The sequence below is a fragment of the Micromonospora sp. NPDC049662 genome (assembly GCF_040675055.1).
Taxonomy (GTDB): domain Bacteria; phylum Actinomycetota; class Actinomycetes; order Mycobacteriales; family Micromonosporaceae; genus Micromonospora.
Genome location: NZ_JBFAOC010000002.1, coordinates 218,482 through 235,048, shown reverse-complemented (window position 1 = coordinate 235,048; position 16,567 = coordinate 218,482). Strand labels below are relative to the sequence as shown.

20 protein-coding genes are annotated in these 16,567 nt (G+C 70.2%); 9 read left to right on the top strand and 11 right to left on the bottom strand.

The genetic code is table 11. From position 1 onward, the window contains the following. Nucleotides 1-17 precede the first annotated feature (17 nt). From AB0J36_RS02935 to AB0J36_RS02905, 7 genes are all read right to left on the bottom strand, one after another. Nucleotides 18-815, bottom strand: coding sequence for a SigE family RNA polymerase sigma factor (locus tag AB0J36_RS02935; protein ID WP_363660067.1), 798 nt, complete (start codon nucleotides 813-815; stop codon nucleotides 18-20). A gap of 103 nt (nucleotides 816-918) precedes the next feature. After that, nucleotides 919-1,794, bottom strand: coding sequence for a PH domain-containing protein (locus tag AB0J36_RS02930; RefSeq protein WP_363660066.1), 876 nt, complete (start codon nucleotides 1,792-1,794; stop codon nucleotides 919-921). 6 nt (nucleotides 1,795-1,800) lie between these two features. Continuing rightward, nucleotides 1,801-1,959 carry a hypothetical protein gene (locus AB0J36_RS02925; RefSeq protein ID WP_007455302.1) on the bottom strand — a complete coding sequence of 53 codons (159 nt, stop codon included), beginning with the start codon at nucleotides 1,957-1,959 and terminating at the stop codon, nucleotides 1,801-1,803. A gap of 116 nt (nucleotides 1,960-2,075) precedes the next feature. Further along, the gene (locus tag AB0J36_RS02920) at nucleotides 2,076-2,786 is read right to left on the bottom strand and encodes a DUF6758 family protein (protein ID WP_357124694.1); all 711 of its coding nucleotides are present in this window, start codon (nucleotides 2,784-2,786) and stop codon (nucleotides 2,076-2,078) included. A 62-nt stretch (nucleotides 2,787-2,848) separates the two neighbouring features. After that, a complete protein-coding gene (locus tag AB0J36_RS02915; RefSeq protein ID WP_357124691.1) occupies nucleotides 2,849-3,472 on the bottom strand; it encodes an RNA methyltransferase in 624 nt (207 codons plus the stop codon). Between the two features lie 39 nt (nucleotides 3,473-3,511). Further along, on the bottom strand, nucleotides 3,512-4,036 hold the full coding sequence (locus tag AB0J36_RS02910; protein ID WP_357124455.1) for a hypothetical protein: 525 nt from the start codon (nucleotides 4,034-4,036) through the stop codon (nucleotides 3,512-3,514). A 75-nt stretch (nucleotides 4,037-4,111) separates the two neighbouring features. Next, a complete protein-coding gene (locus AB0J36_RS02905; protein ID WP_355049005.1) occupies nucleotides 4,112-4,627 on the bottom strand; it encodes a MaoC family dehydratase in 516 nt (171 codons plus the stop codon). Nucleotides 4,628-5,176: 549 nt separating this feature from the next. Between AB0J36_RS02905 and trxA the strand changes: the two genes are divergently transcribed. The 3 genes from trxA to AB0J36_RS02890 all read left to right on the top strand — a co-directional run bounded on the left by trxA (nucleotide 5,177) and on the right by AB0J36_RS02890 (nucleotide 7,062). Further along, nucleotides 5,177-5,539, top strand: coding sequence for a thioredoxin (trxA, locus tag AB0J36_RS02900; protein ID WP_074316526.1), 363 nt, complete (start codon nucleotides 5,177-5,179; stop codon nucleotides 5,537-5,539). A 153-nt stretch (nucleotides 5,540-5,692) separates the two neighbouring features. Further along, entirely contained in the window at nucleotides 5,693-6,133 is a 441-nt protein-coding gene (locus tag AB0J36_RS02895; RefSeq protein ID WP_357124450.1) for a hypothetical protein, read from the top strand. Next, on the top strand, nucleotides 6,130-7,062 hold the full coding sequence (locus AB0J36_RS02890; RefSeq protein ID WP_357124447.1) for an HTTM domain-containing protein: 933 nt from the start codon (nucleotides 6,130-6,132) through the stop codon (nucleotides 7,060-7,062). The genes AB0J36_RS02895 and AB0J36_RS02890 overlap by 4 nt, the downstream gene beginning before the upstream one ends. Here AB0J36_RS02890 and AB0J36_RS02885 read toward each other — a convergent pair. Continuing rightward, nucleotides 7,026-7,445 carry a DUF393 domain-containing protein gene (locus tag AB0J36_RS02885; protein ID WP_357124444.1) on the bottom strand — a complete coding sequence of 140 codons (420 nt, stop codon included), beginning with the start codon at nucleotides 7,443-7,445 and terminating at the stop codon, nucleotides 7,026-7,028. The genes AB0J36_RS02890 and AB0J36_RS02885 overlap by 37 nt on opposite strands. On the opposite strand from AB0J36_RS02885, the gene AB0J36_RS02880 reads away from it, so the two are divergent. The 4 genes from AB0J36_RS02880 to AB0J36_RS02865 all read left to right on the top strand — a co-directional run bounded on the left by AB0J36_RS02880 (nucleotide 7,444) and on the right by AB0J36_RS02865 (nucleotide 11,936). Further along, complete coding sequence (locus tag AB0J36_RS02880; RefSeq protein WP_357124441.1) at nucleotides 7,444-9,603, top strand: intein-containing Rv2578c family radical SAM protein; 2,160 nt, start codon at nucleotides 7,444-7,446, stop codon at nucleotides 9,601-9,603. The genes AB0J36_RS02885 and AB0J36_RS02880 overlap by 2 nt on opposite strands. A gap of 196 nt (nucleotides 9,604-9,799) precedes the next feature. Then, nucleotides 9,800-10,390 carry a sigma-70 family RNA polymerase sigma factor gene (locus AB0J36_RS02875; protein ID WP_357171865.1) on the top strand — a complete coding sequence of 197 codons (591 nt, stop codon included), beginning with the start codon at nucleotides 9,800-9,802 and terminating at the stop codon, nucleotides 10,388-10,390. Further along, nucleotides 10,387-11,349: a DUF2092 domain-containing protein gene (locus AB0J36_RS02870; protein ID WP_357171866.1), complete on the top strand. Its 963-nt coding sequence runs from the start codon at nucleotides 10,387-10,389 to the stop codon at nucleotides 11,347-11,349. The genes AB0J36_RS02875 and AB0J36_RS02870 overlap by 4 nt, the downstream gene beginning before the upstream one ends. A gap of 179 nt (nucleotides 11,350-11,528) precedes the next feature. Beyond that, nucleotides 11,529-11,936, top strand: a complete 408-nt coding sequence (locus AB0J36_RS02865; RefSeq protein WP_357124433.1) for a CoA-binding protein — start codon at nucleotides 11,529-11,531, stop codon at nucleotides 11,934-11,936. A 103-nt stretch (nucleotides 11,937-12,039) separates the two neighbouring features. Here the strand turns inward: AB0J36_RS02865 and AB0J36_RS02860 are convergent, their stop codons facing one another. Continuing rightward, a complete protein-coding gene (locus tag AB0J36_RS02860) occupies nucleotides 12,040-13,236 on the bottom strand; it encodes an acyl-CoA dehydrogenase family protein (protein ID WP_363660065.1) in 1,197 nt (398 codons plus the stop codon). Nucleotides 13,237-13,412: 176 nt separating this feature from the next. Here AB0J36_RS02860 and AB0J36_RS02855 point away from each other — a divergent pair, with 176 nt between their 5' ends. Beyond that, on the top strand, nucleotides 13,413-13,949 hold the full coding sequence (locus AB0J36_RS02855; RefSeq protein WP_357124427.1) for a DUF4190 domain-containing protein: 537 nt from the start codon (nucleotides 13,413-13,415) through the stop codon (nucleotides 13,947-13,949). Here the strand turns inward: AB0J36_RS02855 and AB0J36_RS02850 are convergent, their stop codons facing one another. Beyond that, a complete protein-coding gene (locus AB0J36_RS02850; protein ID WP_357124424.1) occupies nucleotides 13,950-14,855 on the bottom strand; it encodes an SDR family NAD(P)-dependent oxidoreductase in 906 nt (301 codons plus the stop codon). Between the two features lie 117 nt (nucleotides 14,856-14,972). Here AB0J36_RS02850 and AB0J36_RS02845 point away from each other — a divergent pair, with 117 nt between their 5' ends. Further along, nucleotides 14,973-15,515 carry a DUF4190 domain-containing protein gene (locus AB0J36_RS02845; RefSeq protein WP_363660064.1) on the top strand — a complete coding sequence of 181 codons (543 nt, stop codon included), beginning with the start codon at nucleotides 14,973-14,975 and terminating at the stop codon, nucleotides 15,513-15,515. A 77-nt stretch (nucleotides 15,516-15,592) separates the two neighbouring features. Here AB0J36_RS02845 and AB0J36_RS02840 read toward each other — a convergent pair whose 3' ends face one another. Then, a complete protein-coding gene (locus tag AB0J36_RS02840) occupies nucleotides 15,593-16,549 on the bottom strand; it encodes a CoA ester lyase (RefSeq protein ID WP_357394141.1) in 957 nt (318 codons plus the stop codon). Nucleotides 16,550-16,567: the final 18 nt, after the last annotated feature.

The following is a 16,567-nucleotide window of genomic DNA, read 5'->3' as shown; positions in this document are numbered from 1 at the left end:
GAGCCGCGGAAAGACGTTCACTGCTGCTCTCCGGGGCCGGTGCCGACAGGCACGGCCACCGAAGCGGTGGGCAGGTCGACCGCCGGGGCGATCGGATGGGGCGCGGACGGGCGCGGCGCGACCGGCCCGGGCTCGGCCCGACCGACGCTGGGACGCGGCGTCATCGCGGAGCGGGCTCCGGCCAGCCCTCCGACCGAACCGGACGGGACCGCCTCGACAGTCCCGCCGGGTCGGGCAACCTCTCGGGAGCGGGCGGCAGCCGCGTCGCGGCCGCGCCGCGGGGCGGTGCCGGTCCCGGTCGGCGCGGCGGCCAGATCCGGAGTGTCGCCGCCCATGCGGCGGCGCAACGTGGCCAACGCCCTGGATGCCTGACTTTTCACCGTTCCAGGCGAGATGTCCAACAGCGCCGCCGTCTGCGCTTCCGACAGGTCCTCGTAGTAGCGCAGGACGAGCACCGCCCGCTGCCGGCTGGGCAGCTCCTTGAGGTGCCGCCAGAGCAGGTCACGGTCGAGCTGCCGCTCGATCTCGTCGAGGCCCGGGCGCTCGGGCAGCACCTCGGTGGGGCGCTCACCGTGCCAGCGCCGCCGCCACCAGCTCGTCGACGTGTTGACCATCACACGCCGGGCGTACGGCTCGACCGCCTCGATCCCGCCGAGCCGCTTCCACGCGAGGTACGTCTTCGTGAGCGCCGTCTGGAGCAGGTCCTCGGCCGTCGCCCAGTCGCCGGAGAGCAGATAGGCGGTACGGAGCAGGGCGGCGGAGCGAGCCGCGACGAACTCGCGAAACTCCTCCTCCAGGGGATCCCTGCTCGCCACCACACACCTCCGCACCCAAACCGTCCTGGAAGAGTGCCACGTCAGCGGCGTTTCGGTCCATGACGAAAGGTGCGCACTTGCTCCGATGTTCGGACGAAAACTTTCACGCGCCGTCGTCGGCCTTGGCCTCGTCGGCCTCCTTGCCCAACCGCGCCTCGACCGCCTGCGGCTCGTACATCTCTTCGACGACCCGTAGGTAGAGCTCGTTCGGGTTGGGCAGATTCTTGACCTCCCGCAGCGCCTGCTCCTGGCCCGCGGACTCCAGGACGAAGGTGCCGTAGTTGAGCGCCCGGCCGGTCGGGGTCTGCTCGTACTTCATGTCGGTGACCCGGACCAGCGGCATCATGGCGACCTTGCGGGTGACGATGCCGTTGACCACCATGACCCGCTTGTTGGTCAGGATGAACCGGTCATACCACCAGTCGGCGACCTTCCACGCCACCCAGCCCATGACGGCGAACCAGAGCAGCACCGCGATGGTCGTCAACACGCCCACGTTCCGCCCCGCGAGGAAGCCGGAGAGGTAACCGAGCACGAAGGTCGCCGCGACGCCGATCAGGAGCGGGTTGGTGAGGTGGATCCAGTGCCGCTTCCACTCGCCCCGGTAACGCTCGGTGGGGAAGAGGTAACGGGCGACCAGCGAGCTGGGCTCGTCCTCCAGCGGGAGGACCCGACGGGGTGTCGACCCCATGGCGTCGGCGCGCAGCCCCGCCAGCTCCTCCTCGGAGATCTGCGGCGGCTGGCTGGCGGCGTCGGGATCGCGGATCCAGGCCCGACCGGACCGCCCTTCGCCGGCATAGCCGGGCCCCTCGCCGTAGCCGACGTCGTCCGAGAGGGAAGGCCCGTCGGACAGGCCGGGGCCGGCACCGTAGCCCGGGCCGTCATCGGGCCCGATCCGCGGAATCGGCTCGGTGTCGCGCTCGCGACGGTCCCGGTCGGGGTCGTCCGGGTCGAAGGGTGGACCGGAGGGGCTGCCCATCGGCGGCTAGGCGACGAGACTGGTGAAGAAGTCGCCGAACCCCTGGGCGATGTCCATGATCCCGCCGCCCAGCGACTTGAACACATCAGCCGCAGAGTTTGGCCGATAGGCGACGAAGAAGATCAAGAATGCGATTCCGGCCCAGGTGAGGACCTTCTTGACCATGGCGGGCCATCCTCTCGCGCGGCGCCGGGTCCCATTACCGCAGCGGCACCCAGAGTATCAGTGTGGTGTCGTACAGTGAATATCTGCGTCCGTTCTCCGTCAACCCGGAAGAGATGTCAAGCTCTCCCGGACAGGTACGGGGACGGTGCGCCGTACACGAGTTCGGGCGGAGTCCACTCGGTCAGGTCGTGTAACACGACATCCTCCGCGAGCAGATGACCCGCACTCGCCGGCCAGGCTATCGCATGTAGCCACATTCCCCGAGCCTCGCCGGCGTACGCGCTTCGATCCGTCGGAGAATTAACCAACCACAGTGGAGTCGGGTGCCCGCCGACCCTGATCCTGGCCTGCCCGACGTGCTCGGGATGCCCCGGACCGGGGTCGGTCAGCGCGTCGGCGAGCTCCGGTCCGGGATCGGGGCCGGCCAGGCCGGCGAGTCGGGTACCCAGGCCCACGCCCGGTTCCTCGGCCACGAAGACCAGATCCGCCGGGCCGTCGTCGAGCGGTGCGGGCCCCGCGCAGGCCACCGCGGTCGCCCGCACGCCGGTGCGGTCGTCCCCGGCGTACGCCACGCCGGTGAGGGTCCAGCCGGGCGGCAGCGGCCACGGGCACCACAATGGTGTCCCGGGTGGACCGGGAGCCGCGGTGATCCGTTCCACCACGCTCGCGACGATCTCCGCCCCGATGTGTTCGGGCACGTGCAGCGGCGGCACGGGTCCGCAGCGCAGGCACCTCGACTCGGTGTGCATCAGATCCGGCGCCCGTACCGGGCCCCCGCATCTCGGACAACTCACCGCGACACTCACATCCCCACCGTCACCCCACATCGCCGCCACGTCAAGCCGGAACGCCGAAAGCCGGAACGCCGAGCGCGCCGATGGGACGACGGTCAGTCCGGCGGTGGACCGGCGTGCGTCCGGATCCACGCGTGCATGGCAATGCCGCTGGCCACACCCGCGTTGATGGACCTCGTGGAGCCGTACTGGGCGATGGAGTGGAGCTGGGCGCAGGCGGCCCGCGCGGGCGCGGACAGGCCCGGGCCCTCCTGGCCGAAGAGCAGCACGCAGTCACGCGGCAGCACGGCGGTCTCGATCGGCCGGGAGCCGGGCAGGTTGTCGATGCCGAGCACGGGCAGCCGCCGTCCGGCCGCCCAGGCGACGAACTCCTCGATCGTCTCGTGGTGCCGGACGTGCTGGTATCGATCGGTCACCATCGCGCCGCGTCGGTTCCACCGACGCCGACCGACGATGTGCACCTCGGCCGCGTTGAACGCGTTGGCGTTGCGCACCACCGTGCCGATGTTGAAGTCGTGCTGCCAGTTCTCGATGGCGACGTGGAAGCCGTGCCGCCGTCGGTCCAGGTCGGCGACGATCGCCTCGTGCCGCCAGTAGCGGTAGCGGTCGACGACGTTGCGCCGGTCGCCCTCGGCCAGCAGTTGCGGGTCGTAGCGCGGATCCTCGGGCAGGTCCCCGGGCCAGGGGCCCACACCCACCTCAAGCTGGTCGTCGGTCACGGTCATCAGAGAGTACGGCCACCCCGGCGCCCCGCGATCTCAGCCCAGGCCGAGCGCGTCACCGAGCCGGTCCAGGAAGCGTCGGTCCGCCGGGCTGGCCGGATGCCCGTCGAGGCCGGGCGTCGCCCGGCAGACGCGGGCCGCGACCGACTGCACCCACTGGCGGTACGCCGCCGAGTCGGCCGGATCGGCACGCCGACGCAGCACCCGGGCCGCTGCCCGACACGCGGCCAGCAGGTCCACCAGATCGGTGAGCCGCTCGGCGGGAGCCGGCGCGCCATCGTGCCGGGCGTAGATCGCGGCGACCACGGCACGGACCAGGTCACTGTCGAACCCGCGGCCGGCGGCCACCGCGTCCAGGCCAGCCAAACCAGCCATCACCCCGCGCTCCGGGCGGCCGGCGCCGGGCGCGGCGGCGGCCACGAGGACCCGAGCGGGCAGGCTGGTGAGCAGATCCCACTCGGCGGCGGAGTAGACGGCGGTGGTCAAGGGTGCGGCACGGCGGCCGGCAGAGGGCGGCTCTCCGGCGACGGAGTGGCTCATCGGAACCTCCGGCGTCAGCATAAGCCCCGAAAACGGGACCAGGGCCGCCACCGGCGGAACCTGCTGTCCGATGGTGCCCTGCTCCGGCGGGCGCGTTCAGCGCGGCGTGGGGAAGCTGGGCCGCTCCGGGTCCACCCCGTCGGGCACCGCGCTGGCCGCGTACTCCTTCTTGGGGACCATGACCCGGCGGCGGAAGACGCAGACCATGGTGCCGTCCTGGTTGTAGCCGCGGGTCTCCACCGAGACCACGCCCCGGTCGGGCTTGGAGCCGGACTCCCGCTTGTCGAGCACCGTCGTCTCGCCGTAGATGGTGTCGCCGTGGAAGGTGGGCGCCACGTGCCGCAGCGACTCCACCTCCAGGTTGGCGATGGCCTTACCGCTGACGTCGGGCACCGACATGCCGAGCAGCAGGGAGTAGATGTAGTTGCCGACCACGACGTTGCGCCTGAACTGGCTGGACGTCTCGGCGTAGTGCGCGTCCAGGTGCAGCGGATGGTGGTTCATGGTGAGCAGGCAGAAGAGGTGGTCGTCGTACTCGGTGACGGTCTTGCCCGGCCAGTGCCGGTAGACCGCGCCGACCTCGAACTCCTCGTAGTAGCGGCCGAACTGCATGCTGGTCCCCTTCGACGGGCGGCGATGGAGTTCGGCACAGCATGCCTTACCGGTGGTTAAGGCGACGGTCCGGGCGGGACCTCGGCGGAAATGTCACACCGGTCACTCACCAGGGGGGAGACGCAATGAGCGGCGGGGCCCTCCCCGGCACCCGCCGCCCACGCTCTGATGTGAGGAATTCTGCCCTACGGTGCCGTAGCTTCAACAGAGATCGCGGTCACATTTATCTTTTTGTAACACTACTCTCCGTGATGAACGCGGGGTTGATCAGCGATCTCCGCAGGCCGGATACCTCCTTGTCAGGGCTCAAGTTACCGATTCGTAGCGCTCGACCGGGTGGATCTCCCTGGAAACGCTCCCATTACCGCAGGTCACGCAAGTGCGTCATGCACTTGCGTTCCGCAGGACGAGATGAACTGACACAGTTCGATGGTCTGCGCGGCACCCGAGCAGCCCCGGCCACGTTTCGTGCGCAGCCGCCCGGGAATTCGATACGGTCAGCCCTGGTTCTACGGGACGCAGACAACCCGCAGGTGATCGGAGAGTGCAATGGCAACCGTTGAGCTGACCTCGGCGAACTTCGACGAGGTGACCGGCAACGACGGCATCGTCCTGGTCGACTTCTGGGCCGACTGGTGTGGTCCGTGCAAGCGGTTCGCCCCGGTCTACGAGCGCTCCTCGGAGAAGCACCAGAACATCGTCTTCGGCAAGGTCGACACCGAGGCCCAGCAGGAGTTGGGCGCGAAGTTCGACATCCGGTCGATCCCGACGATCATGGCGATCCGCGACGGCGTCATCGTCTTCGCCCAGCCGGGCGCCCTTCCCGAGTCCGCCTTGGAGAACCTGATCGAGCAGGTCGAGGCGCTGGACATGGACGACGTCCGCAAGCAGCTGGCCGAGCACAAGCACTGAGCCGTCCGCGCGACGGCACGCGAAGGCCGGGCCCGGTTCGGGTCCGGCCTTCGTCATATCCCGAAAGCCGCCCATGATCACCGACCTGGCCAGGCGGAACTGACCGTCGGTGGGACGCGAGACGGTCGGTACATCCCGTATCGTCACGACCCGATGGAGACCCTGACCACCCGCGGGCGCGTGACCCGGCTGGGCGCGACCGCCCTCGGTCTCGTCCTGCTGCTGCTCGGCACCTTCTGGGGCAGCGACGACGACTTCCCCTTCGGCCCGTTCCGGATGTACGCCACCTCGAACCCGCCGAACGCCCCCGCCCCGGACACCCGGGTGGAGGGCGTGAACAGCGCCGGAGCGGTGGTCGACCTCGACCAGGACGCGACCGGCATCCGCCGCGCCGAGATCGAGGGCCAGCAGGACCGGTACGCGGCCGACCCCGCGCTGCTCACCGAGGTCGCCGACGCGTACGCCGAACGTCATCCGGACGCCCCCGCGCTGGTCGAGGTCCGCATCGTCATCCGTTGGCACGGCATCCGCGCCGGCCGGCCCACGGGGCGGCACACCGACGAGACGATCGTCAGCTGGCAGGTCTCCCGATGACCGGCTGGCTGACGGAGGCGGTGCCCCGTGGACGGATCGCCGCGTTCCGGACCCTGATCTACCTCTTCGTCGCCGCCGACCTGGTGGTCTTCACCCCCTGGGTACGCACCAGAGCCAGCGTGCCCGGTGAGCTGTACCAGCCGCTGTTGATCGGCCGCCTGCTCCCGCTGCCGACCCCGACGCCGACGGTCGTGGCGCTGATCTTCTGGGGGCTCCTGCTCGCCGCCCTGCTCGCCGCGACCGGCCGGGCACCCCGGCTGCTCGGCTGGACGGTCTGCGCGCTGTACCTCGAGTGGATGATCATCGCGATGAGCTACGGGAAGGTCGACCACGACCGGTTCGGCCTGCTCGTCGCGCTGGCCGTGCTGCCCACCGCCGGCCGGGCCCGCCATGGCGACACCACCCGCACGGAGGCCGGCGGCTGGGCCCTGCGCGTCACCCAGATAGCGGTCATCTGCACGTACTTCCTGGCCGCCTGGGCCAAGCTGCGCTTCGGCGGTCTGGACTGGCTGACCGGCTCGGTACTGGCGAGGGCCATCATCCGACGCGGCACCGACCTGGCCGACCTCATCGCCCAGGTGCCGTACCTGCTGATCGTCGCGCAGTTCGGCATCGTGGCCTTCGAGCTGCTCAGCCCCGTGGTGTTCCTGTTACCGGCCCGCTGGCGAGTGGCCATGGTCGGCTTCTTCTACTCGTTCCACGTGGTGACCATCGCGACCATCACGATCTCGTTCGCGCCACACCTGGCCGCGATGACCAGCTTCCTGCCCCTGGAACGGGTACGACCGCTGGTGTGGGCACGCCGAGTCGCGGGGCGGGGCCCGGTGGACGTCGACACGACGTCGGCGCCGCCCGATCAGGCTCCGCCCGACGATCGGGCCCGGCTCGGCGATCAGGCTCCGGCGGTCGGGCGCCCGGTCGGGCCGTAGAGCCGCTCCCTGGCCTCCTGCGGCAGGGAACACGCCGCCGTACCGCCCGGGAGGCGGTGCCTGTTTCGGGCCACCCAGCGGTAAACCGGCCAGGCCACCGCGCGCACCGGCGGGAACCGCAGACCCGCGCCGGCCACCCGCCAGAGCGGGCCACTGGCGGCGAGCAGCTTCGCGATGGCGTCCGGGCCGGCTGCGCGGGTGGCGTCCGCGCCGACCCACTGCACGGCCTCCTCGCACTCGGCCACGGTGAGGCCGAGGGCGTCCAGGTCGGCGAACTGCCAGGGCACCACCCGCGCGCCCGTGGGGATCCGGCGTTCGATGAACTCCGCACAGGTCGTGCAGAACGCGCAGTCACCGTCGTAGACGAAGGTCGACCTCTCCATGGGTCCATCCTCCCCCGTTGGAGCGACGATCGCTCACGGGTGTCCGGCGGGTCACTTGCGCGGACCTCGTACACGTGTTCGAATAGTGCCCATGCGCTGGGACAACCTCACCGCTCCCCCGGTCGAGGGAGACCCCGAGAGGGCAGCGCCAGCGACGCCACCCCTGCCGCTGGCGCTGCCCGGCGCCGTCGTCCGTACCTTCGACACCCCCGAGTTCGCCGGGATGACGTTCCACGAGGTGCAGGCCAAATCGATCCTCAACCGGGTGCCCGGCGAGTCCCGCGTCCCCTTCGAGTGGACCATCAACCCGTACCGGGGATGCAGTCATGCTTGTGTCTACTGCCTGGCCGGTGACACTCCGATCCTGATGGCGGACGGTCGCACGAAGCTGATCAGTGAGCTCGAGCCCGGCGACCGCATCTACGGGACCGAGCGACGCGGTGCCTACCGCCGATACGTCGTCACCACCGTTCTTGACAAGTGGTCCACCGTGAAACCCGCATACCGGGTCACCCTGACTGACGGCACCACGCTCATCGCCAGCGGAGACCACCGGTTCCTCTCCGATCGTGGCTGGAAGTACGTCACCGGGGCTATGCAGGGCACCGGCCAGCGCCCCTACCTGACCACCAACAATCGCCTCATCGGCACAGGCCGTTTCGCATCCGGGCCGAAGGAGTCACCTGACTACCGCCGGGGCTACCTCTGCGGGATGGTCCGGGGCGACGCTCACCTCGCCACCTACTCGTACCCACAGGGGGTCGTGCATCGGTTCCGTCTGGCGCTGATCGACGACGAGGCGTTGAGTCGGAGCGAGCGCTACCTCGCCCAGGAGGGCATCGAGACACAACGCTTCTCGTTCGCACCGGCCAGCGCCACCCGGCAAGCCCTGTCGGCGATCCGCACCTCGAAACAGCGGGACATCGAAACGATCACCGGTCTGATCCAGTGGCCGGCTGCCCCCACCGACGAATGGCGCCTCGGCTTCCTGGCCGGCATCTTCGACGCCGAGGGCAGCTGCAGTAGAGGCGCCCTGCGCATCAGCAACAGCGACGACACGATCCTCGACCAGACGACGGCGGCGCTGCGCCAGTTCGGCTTCACCTGCGTGCTTGAGGACCCCGGCAGACCCAACCGGGTGCGGCAGATCAGATTGACCGGAGGTCTTCCCGCTCGGCTCCGGTTCTTCCACCTCACGGACCCGGCCATCACCAGGAAGCGCTCGATCGAGGGCGCCGTGCTGAAGTGCAGGGCCGACCTCAGGGTGGTCGACATTCAAGCGCTCGGGCTGGAGCTGCCGCTCTGGGACATCACCACCGGCACCGGCGATTTCATCGCCAATGGGGTGGTGAGCCACAACTGTTTTGCGAGAAACACCCACACCTACCTCGATCTCGACGCTGGTACGGACTTCGACCGGCAGGTGATCGTCAAGGTCAACGCCGGTGAGCTGGTGCGACGCGAGCTGGCCGCGCCGAAGTGGCGGGGCGCGCACGTCGCGATGGGCACCAACGTCGACTGCTACCAGCGTGCCGAGGGTCGTTACCGGCTGATGCCGCAGATCATCGCGGCCCTGCGGGACTTCGCCAACCCGTTCTCCATCCTCACCAAGGGCACCCTGATCCTGCGTGACCTGCCCCTGCTGCGTCAGGCGGCCGAGGTGACCACGGTCGGCATCTCCTTCTCGGTGGGCTTCGTCGATGACCAGCTCTGGCGTGGCGTCGAGCCCGGCACGCCGCACCCGAGTCGCCGGCTCGAGGCGGTCCGCCGGCTCACCGACGCCGGCTTCTCCGTCGGGGTGCTGATGGCGCCGATCCTGCCCGGCCTCAGCGACGGCGAGGAGTCGATCGACGCCACGGTCTCGGCGATCGCCGCCGCCGGAGCGACGAGTGTGACCCCGCTGGCGCTGCACCTGCGCCCTGGCGCCCGCGAGTGGTATGCCCAGTGGCTCGCCCGGGAGCACCCGCACCTCGTCGGCCGTTACCGAGAGCTGTACCGCGCGGGCGCGTACGCCCCGCAGGCGTACCAGCGGGAGCTGACCGCCCGGGTGCGGATCGCCTCCCGTCGCCACGGGCTGCTCCGGGGCGAGGTGGGCGACAACCGCCGCCTGCCCGAGCCGCCGCCCGCTCTCGCCGTCGAGCAACTGACCCTGCTCTGACCTTCCGCGCCGGGTGGAAAGCCCCCGGAACTGCGGCGATACCCTCCCCCGTGCGCCCTGGCACGTGGCGCTGACGTCCTGCCGGCAGGACGCGGGGACGCTCGCGACGGTGTGGGACCGCGAAGACGGAACCTGGCGGCGGTGCCAGACAAGAACAGGGCATGAACGCACCGTCGAACCAGGGGGCCATCGGGACATGACTGTGACCGAGCGCTCCGACTCGCTGTTGGTAACGGGAGCGCCTGAACTGTTCGGGGAGCTGTTCGAGCGGTACGGCGGTTGGCTGTACAACTTCAGTTCCCGCCGGGTCGGGCGGCAGCTCGCCGAGGATCTGGTCGCCGAGACGTTCCTAATCGCGTTCTCGCGACGGGACCGCTACGACACCTCGATGCCCAATGCACGTCCGTGGCTGTTCGGCATCCTGAGCAACCTGCTCCGGAACTACCACCGCGCCGAGGTGCGGTGGCTGCGGGCACTGGAGAAGTCGGGCAGAGATCCACTCAGCGGTTCCGGCCAGCACAACTTCGCCGATCGGGCCGACGAACGGCTCGACGCCGAGGCCGCTACGCGGGCACTGGCCGGCGCTCTCGCCGCGATGCCACACGACCAACGTGACCTGCTCCTGCTGCACATCTGGGCCGGCCTGGACTATCCGGAGCTGGCCTCCGCGCTCGGCCTGGCACCGGGCACCGTCCGCTCCCGCCTTCACCGGGCCAAGGCACGCCTGCGCCTCGCGATGCCCGCCCACTACGCACCGTCCGCCGCTGCGAATGAGGAAAACGGATGAACGACAACGTGGAATCTGACAACGCGGGCGTCGAGCTGCTCGTCGCCTTTCGCGAGGACCTGACCGGCCCTGGAACGGACGCGACCGACCGGATGCGGCACGCGATCCTCAACGGGACCAGGTACGCGCGTCCAACGGCGAAGCGCTGGTTCCTGCGTCGTCCGGCGATCGCGACCGCGACCGCCTTCGCTCTGGCTGGTCTCGCAGCCGGCGGTGTCGCCCTCGGCACGGCCGACCGGACCGGGCAGGTGGGCGGCGTCGCCAGCTCGACGGACGGGTCCCACCCGTCGCAGCTGGGCGATGTCACCTACGTCAGCAGCCAGACCCAGGCCGCGCTGGGCAAGGCGGACGACTACGTCGTGAAGGTGCACGACACCTATCGGGGTGGCTGGATCGACTCCTGGGAGGACCGGCAGACCGGACGCCGGCGGGTCGACATCTTCGGGGGCGACGGCAGACCGGACTCCACGCTGGTGACGGTCGTCGCCGACGGGAAATACCGTGGCACCCAGATCAGCCATCTCGAGCGGACGTACTTCGAGTTCGTCGACTCACCGGACAAGGCAACCGGCACGGTCTTCGTGCCGAACGACGCGGCGAGCATCCGGACTTGGCTCGCCCGGGGCAAATTGGAGATCGTGGGGCAGGAGAAGGTGGACGGGCGCGACACCGTGCACCTGCGGTTGACGGCGGGGACGGCGGCCTACACCGCAGAACTGTGGGTGGACTCGACCTCGTTCCTGCCGTACAAGACGGTCGCCGACAAGAGCGGCAAGGTGACCGACAGGTCAGAGGTCAGCACCTTCGAATGGCTGCCCCGCTCGGATGCGAACCTGAGCCACTTCGACCTGACGCCGCCCGCCGGCTATGAGAAGGCGGGAAGCAAGGCCACCAAGGGCGACTCGCCGTTCACCCTTCCCGCTGGACCCGACCAGGCCCCCAGCCCGACGACCGACTGACCGCCGTGGGTTGCCGCGCCCTGGGTTCCGGGGAACGGCAGCCCACGGCGTAACCGGTCTGCTTCGCTTCGCGCGAAGCGCCGGCCGGGCCCGACTGGCTGCTGGGGGCGGCCAGTCGGGCCTTTCGGCGCAGGTGTTGCTCGCCCGCGTGCGGCGGGCGGCGGAGCTACAGTCGGCGGGTGCGTACCGCTCAGCAGATCCTCGCCGACTCCGCCGTGATCGCCGTCGTGGGCGCGTCCCGCGACCCGATGAAGGCCGCGCACAGCGTGCCGTTGCAGATGCAGCGGTACGGCTGGCGCATCATCCCGGTCAACCCGAGCGTCGACGAACTCTTCGGCGAGCGGGCGTACGCGTCGCTGGCGGACATCCCGCACCCGGTCGACCTGGTGGACGTGTTCCGGCCGGCCGCGGACGCCGTGCAGGTGGTGCGGGACGCGGCGGCGATCGGCGCGCCGGCGGTCTGGCTGCAACTGGGCATCGTGTCGGCCGAGGCGCGCGAGATTGCCGAGGAGGCCGGCATGGACTACGTCGAGGACCGCTGCCTCATCGTCGAACGCGCCGCCGGAAACCTGACCCGCCTCCGCTGACCCGCGTTTCCCCCGCGATCTTGCAGTTTCGGTTGGCGTTCTGCCCCGTTATGCACGCCATGTCGCCGCAGTAACTGCAAGATCGCGGGATTCAGGGTGGGGGTTAGAGCTTGTATTCCTTGAGGAGGCCTCGGCTGATGATGGTCTTCTGGATCTCCGAGGTGCCCTCGCCGATCAGCAGGAACGGGGCCTCGCGCATCAGCCGCTCGATCTCGTACTCCTTGGAGTAGCCGTAGCCGCCGTGGATGCGGAACGCCTCCTGGACGACCTCGGCGCAGTACTCCGAGGCGAGCAGCTTGGCCATTCCGGCCTCGACGTCGTTGCGCTGTCCGGCGTCCTTGAGTCGGGCGGCGTTGACCATGAGGGCGTGCGCGGCCTCGATCTTCGTGCCCATCTCGGCGAGCTTGAAGGCGATCGCCTGGTGCCGGGCGAGCGGCTGACCGAACGTCTTGCGCTGCTGGGCGTACGCGACCGCCAACTCGAAGGCGCGGATGGAGATGCCGCAGGCGCGGGCGGCGACGTTGACCCGGCCGACCTCGATGCCGTCCATCATCTGGTAGAAGCCGCGGCCCACCTGGTCGGCCCCGCCGAGGATCGCGGAGTCGGGCACGGTCACGCCGTCGAGCACCATCTCGGTGGTCTCGACGCCCTTGTAGCCCATCTTCTCGATCCGGCCGGGGATGGTGAGGCCGGGCGCGGTCTCGCCGAAGCCCGGCTCCTTCTCCAACAGGAAGGTGCTCATGTTGCCGTACACCGAGTCGGCGCCGGTGTCGGTCTTGACCAGGGTGGCGACCACCGATGAGTACGCCCCGTTGGTCAGCCACATCTTCTGCCCGTTGAGGACATAGGTGTCGCCCTCCCGGACGGCCCTGGACTTGATCGCCGAGACGTCGGAGCCGGTCTCCGGCTCGGACATCGAGAACGCACCGCGCACCTCGCCCGTCGCCATCTTCGGCAGCAGGCGGGCCTTCTGCTCGGCGGAGCCATGCTGGGAGATCAGGTACGCCACGATGAAGTGGGTGTTGACGATGCCGGAGATCGACATCCAGCCCCGGGAGAGCTGCTCCACCACGAGGGCGTACGTGAGCAGCGACTCGCCGAGCCCGCCGTACTCCTCGTCGATGGTGAGACCGAACAACCCCATCTCGCGCATCCCGTCGAGGATGTCGGTGGGGTACTCGTCGGCGTGTTCGAGCCGCTGGGCGTGCGGGATGATCTCCTTGTCGGCGAACTCCCGGACGGTCTCCAGGATCGACTGCTGCACGTCGGTGAGGCCGGGCGTCTGGGCGAGTCGAGCCATCTCGGCCTCCGGGAATCAGCGCACTACTCGTGGGTAACTGAACGCTCGGTAAGTATCGGTCGCCCGGCCCGCCAGGCCAAGGTGACCAGTCCACACAACCGCTGTGAAAAGGTTCACCGCTACGGGTACCGTCCGGCAAGAAGGACTTTTCCGGCACCGACAGGAGGAGGACAGCCGTGAGCTACCCGCCGCCGTCGGGCCCGCCGGGAGACGAGCCGCCGCCGTCACCCTACGAGCCATCCCGGGACCAGTCGCCGTACGCGCCACCGCCGGCCGGCCAGTCGCCGTACGCGCCACCGCCGGACCAGTCGTCCTCCGGACCGCCGGAGCGCTCGCCGTACGGGCCACCCGCCGACGAGCCGTCGCCGTACGAGCGGCAGGGGCCGCACCAGCCGGCGCACTGGGGTCAGCAGCCGCCGTACCCGCCGCAGGGCCCCTACGGCCAGTACGGCCCACCTCCCGGCGGCCCCGGTCGGGGCACCAACGTGCTGGCGATCCTGTCGCTGGTGTTCGCCTTCGTGTTCCCCCCGGCCGGCGCCGTCCTCGGTCACCTGGCCAAGCGGCAGATCCGCACCACCGGCGAGGAGGGCGACCAGCTCGCGACCTGGGGCCTGATCCTCGGGTACGTGTTCACCGCGCTGACCCTGCTGGCCTGCTGCGGCTGGCTGGCGCTGGTCATCCTCGGTAACAACGGCGACAGCCGCGGCTACTGATCAGCGGAACCGGGCCTCCCGGACGCTGTTGCCACCGTCCACCACGAGCATCTGACCGGTGATGTACGACGCGGCCGGCGAGCAGAGGAAGCTGATCGCGGCGGCGACCTCGTCCGGGGTGCCCGGTCGTCCGACCGGGGTGCCCAGACCCTGCTTGATCTCGGCCATCGTGGAGGCCGCCGTGTAGATGGTGCCCGGCGCGACCGCGTTCACGGTCACCCCGTCGGCGATCATCTCCATGGCCAGCGCGCGGGTCAGACCGACGACACCGGCCTTGGCGGCGGCGTACGCGGCTTCGGTGGGCAGGGCGTTGACCGGGCCGGCGGTGGCCGCCAGGTTGACGATCCGCCCCCAGCCCCGCTCGGCCATCCCGCCGATGAAGGCCCGGCTGCACAGGAACGCGGTGGACAGGTTGCGGTCGATCTCGCCGCGCCACTCGTCGTAGGTCAGCTGCGCGACCGGCCGCAGCACTCCCTGACTGGTCCGGCTCGCCAGGCCGGCGTTGTTGACCAGAACCTCGACGTCGCCCAACTGCTCGGCCACCGCGTCGGCCAGCGCGCCCACCTCGGACTCGTCGGTCAGGTCCGCGACGAACCCGGTCACGCCCAGTTCACTGGCCCGCTCGTGGATGCGCCGGGTGGTCGACACGATGGCGACCCGCGCCCCCAGGTCGGCGAGGCGCCGCGCGGTGGCGTACCCGATGCCGTCCGGACTGCCCGCCCCCGTCACCAGGGCGACCCGGCCGTCTAGCCGCATGGTCACCGGATCGGGCAGCGCGACCGGCTCGTCGGCGCCGGTCGCGCCGGTCGACGTGGCCGCCCGACCGCGCCGCGCCACACCCGGACGGCTCACGTCCCGTCGCGGTCGGCTGCCGGACCGGTCCGCGGCACGCGCGTCAGTTGACATGCCAGGGATCCTGCCCGTTACGACCGGCCCGGGCAACGCGGCACCCGGGAGCGGGGGCGTCGGGTTTGGTCACTGCTGGCTACTCTGGCGGCGCAGCCGAGCCGACGGAGATCACGCATGACCAATCCCCCGCCCCCCGGCGACTGGAACGACCCCACCTGGTCGGCTCAGCCGTCGAGCACACCGCCGGACCCGACCCTGGTGGCCGGTCAGCCGGTGCCCGCCCAGCCCGGTCCCGTGGACCCGTACGCGCCGGTCGACCCGTACGCGGGCGCGCAGCAGGCACCCGGTCAGCCCATGCCCGGTTACGCCCCGCCCGGATACCCCGCACCCGGGTACGCGCCGGCGGGCTACCCGCCGCAGTACGCCGGTTACGGCTACCCGGCCCCGCGCAAGACCAACGGTCTGGCCATCGCGTCACTGGTGCTGGCCCTGGTCGGTCTCACGTCCTGCGGCATCACCGCGCCGATCGGGGCGATCCTCGGTCACGTGGCGCAGAAGCAGATCCGGGCCAGCGGCGAGGACGGCGAGGGGTTGGCGAAGGCCGGCATCATCGTCGGCTGGATCGTCACCGCGCTGATGGTGCTGGGCATCGCCGCGTACATCGCCGTGATCATCTTCGCGGTCACGACGGGCGCGAGCAGCGACAGCGGTTACTGAGGCGGGCGCGCGGGTGGGCGTACCGCCGAATGCGGGACCGGGTCGACGGCCGGCGGCGGGCGACCCGACCCGGCCACTCACTGCGCCGGCGGGGTGAACGACGAGGTACGGCTCATGCCGGCGGCGCGGCCCTTGGCGGCGATCACCAGCGCCATCTTGCGGGACGCCTCGTCGATCATCTCGTCGCCCAGCATCACCGCGCCCAGCCTGCCGCCGGCCTCCGAGGTGTAGTGCTCGTACGCGTCGAGAATCAGCTCGGCGTGGTCGTAGTCGGCCTGCGCCGGCTGGTAGACCTCGTTCGCGGCGTCGATCTGGCCCGGGTGCAGCACCCACTTGCCGTCGAAGCCCAGCGCCGCCGACCGCTTCGCCACCTCGCGGAACGCGTCGACGTCCCGGATCTGCAGGAACGGGCCGTCGATGGCCTGCTTGTCGTGCATCCGGGCGGCCATCAGGATGCGCATCAGGATGTAGTGGTACGGGTCGCCCGGATAGTCCGGGATCAGCCCGCCGACCACCAGCGACCTCATGTTGATCGAGGCCATGAAGTCGGCCGGGCCGAAGATGATGGTCTCGACCCGGGGCGAGGCGGCCGCGATGGCGTCCACGTTTACCAGACCGGCCGCGTTCTCGATCTGCGCCTCGATGCCGATCCGGCCGACCTCGAGGCCGAGCGTCTTCTCGATCTGGGTGAGCGTCAGGTCCAGCCACCGCACCTGACCGGCGTCCTGCACCTTCGGCAGCATGATGCAGTCGAGGTTCGCGCCGGCGCCCTCGACCACCTCGATGACGTCCCGGTACGTCCACGGGGTGGTCAGGTCGTTGACCCGTACCACCCGGGTCTTGCCGGCCCAGTCGCCGTCGTTGAGGGCGGCCACGATGTTCTTGCGCGCCTCCGGCTTGGCCAGCGGCGCCACCGCGTCCTCCAGGTCGAGGAAGACCTGGTCGGCGGGGAGCCCCTGCGCCTTGCCGAGCATCTTGACGCTGGAACCCGGTACGGCCAGGCACGACCGGCGGGGACGACCGACTGCGGCCATGGATGTGCTCCTTCCAGC

Coding starts and splice junctions, on each gene's coding strand:
- AB0J36_RS02930 (WP_363660066.1), bottom strand. CDS start 1,794: ATGGGCAGCCCCTCCGGTCCACCCTTCGACCCGGACGACCCCGACCGG.
- AB0J36_RS02925 (WP_007455302.1), bottom strand. CDS start 1,959: ATGGTCAAGAAGGTCCTCACCTGGGCCGGAATCGCATTCTTGATCTTC.
- AB0J36_RS02920 (WP_357124694.1), bottom strand. CDS start 2,786: ATGTGGGGTGACGGTGGGGATGTGAGTGTCGCGGTGAGTTGTCCGAGA.
- AB0J36_RS02910 (WP_357124455.1), bottom strand. CDS start 4,036: ATGCTGACGCCGGAGGTTCCGATGAGCCACTCCGTCGCCGGAGAGCCG.
- AB0J36_RS02905 (WP_355049005.1), bottom strand. CDS start 4,627: ATGCAGTTCGGCCGCTACTACGAGGAGTTCGAGGTCGGCGCGGTCTAC.
- trxA (WP_074316526.1), top strand. CDS start 5,177: ATGGCAACCGTTGAGCTGACCTCGGCGAACTTCGACGAGGTGACCGGC.
- AB0J36_RS02895 (WP_357124450.1), top strand. CDS start 5,693: ATGGAGACCCTGACCACCCGCGGGCGCGTGACCCGGCTGGGCGCGACC.
- AB0J36_RS02890 (WP_357124447.1), top strand. CDS start 6,130: ATGACCGGCTGGCTGACGGAGGCGGTGCCCCGTGGACGGATCGCCGCG.
- AB0J36_RS02880 (WP_357124441.1), top strand. CDS start 7,444: ATGGGTCCATCCTCCCCCGTTGGAGCGACGATCGCTCACGGGTGTCCG.
- AB0J36_RS02885 (WP_357124444.1), bottom strand. CDS start 7,445: ATGGAGAGGTCGACCTTCGTCTACGACGGTGACTGCGCGTTCTGCACG.
- AB0J36_RS02875 (WP_357171865.1), top strand. CDS start 9,800: ATGACTGTGACCGAGCGCTCCGACTCGCTGTTGGTAACGGGAGCGCCT.
- AB0J36_RS02870 (WP_357171866.1), top strand. CDS start 10,387: ATGAACGACAACGTGGAATCTGACAACGCGGGCGTCGAGCTGCTCGTC.
- AB0J36_RS02860 (WP_363660065.1), bottom strand. CDS start 13,236: ATGGCTCGACTCGCCCAGACGCCCGGCCTCACCGACGTGCAGCAGTCG.
- AB0J36_RS02850 (WP_357124424.1), bottom strand. CDS start 14,855: ATGTCAACTGACGCGCGTGCCGCGGACCGGTCCGGCAGCCGACCGCGA.
- AB0J36_RS02845 (WP_363660064.1), top strand. CDS start 14,973: ATGACCAATCCCCCGCCCCCCGGCGACTGGAACGACCCCACCTGGTCG.
- AB0J36_RS02840 (WP_357394141.1), bottom strand. CDS start 16,549: ATGGCCGCAGTCGGTCGTCCCCGCCGGTCGTGCCTGGCCGTACCGGGT.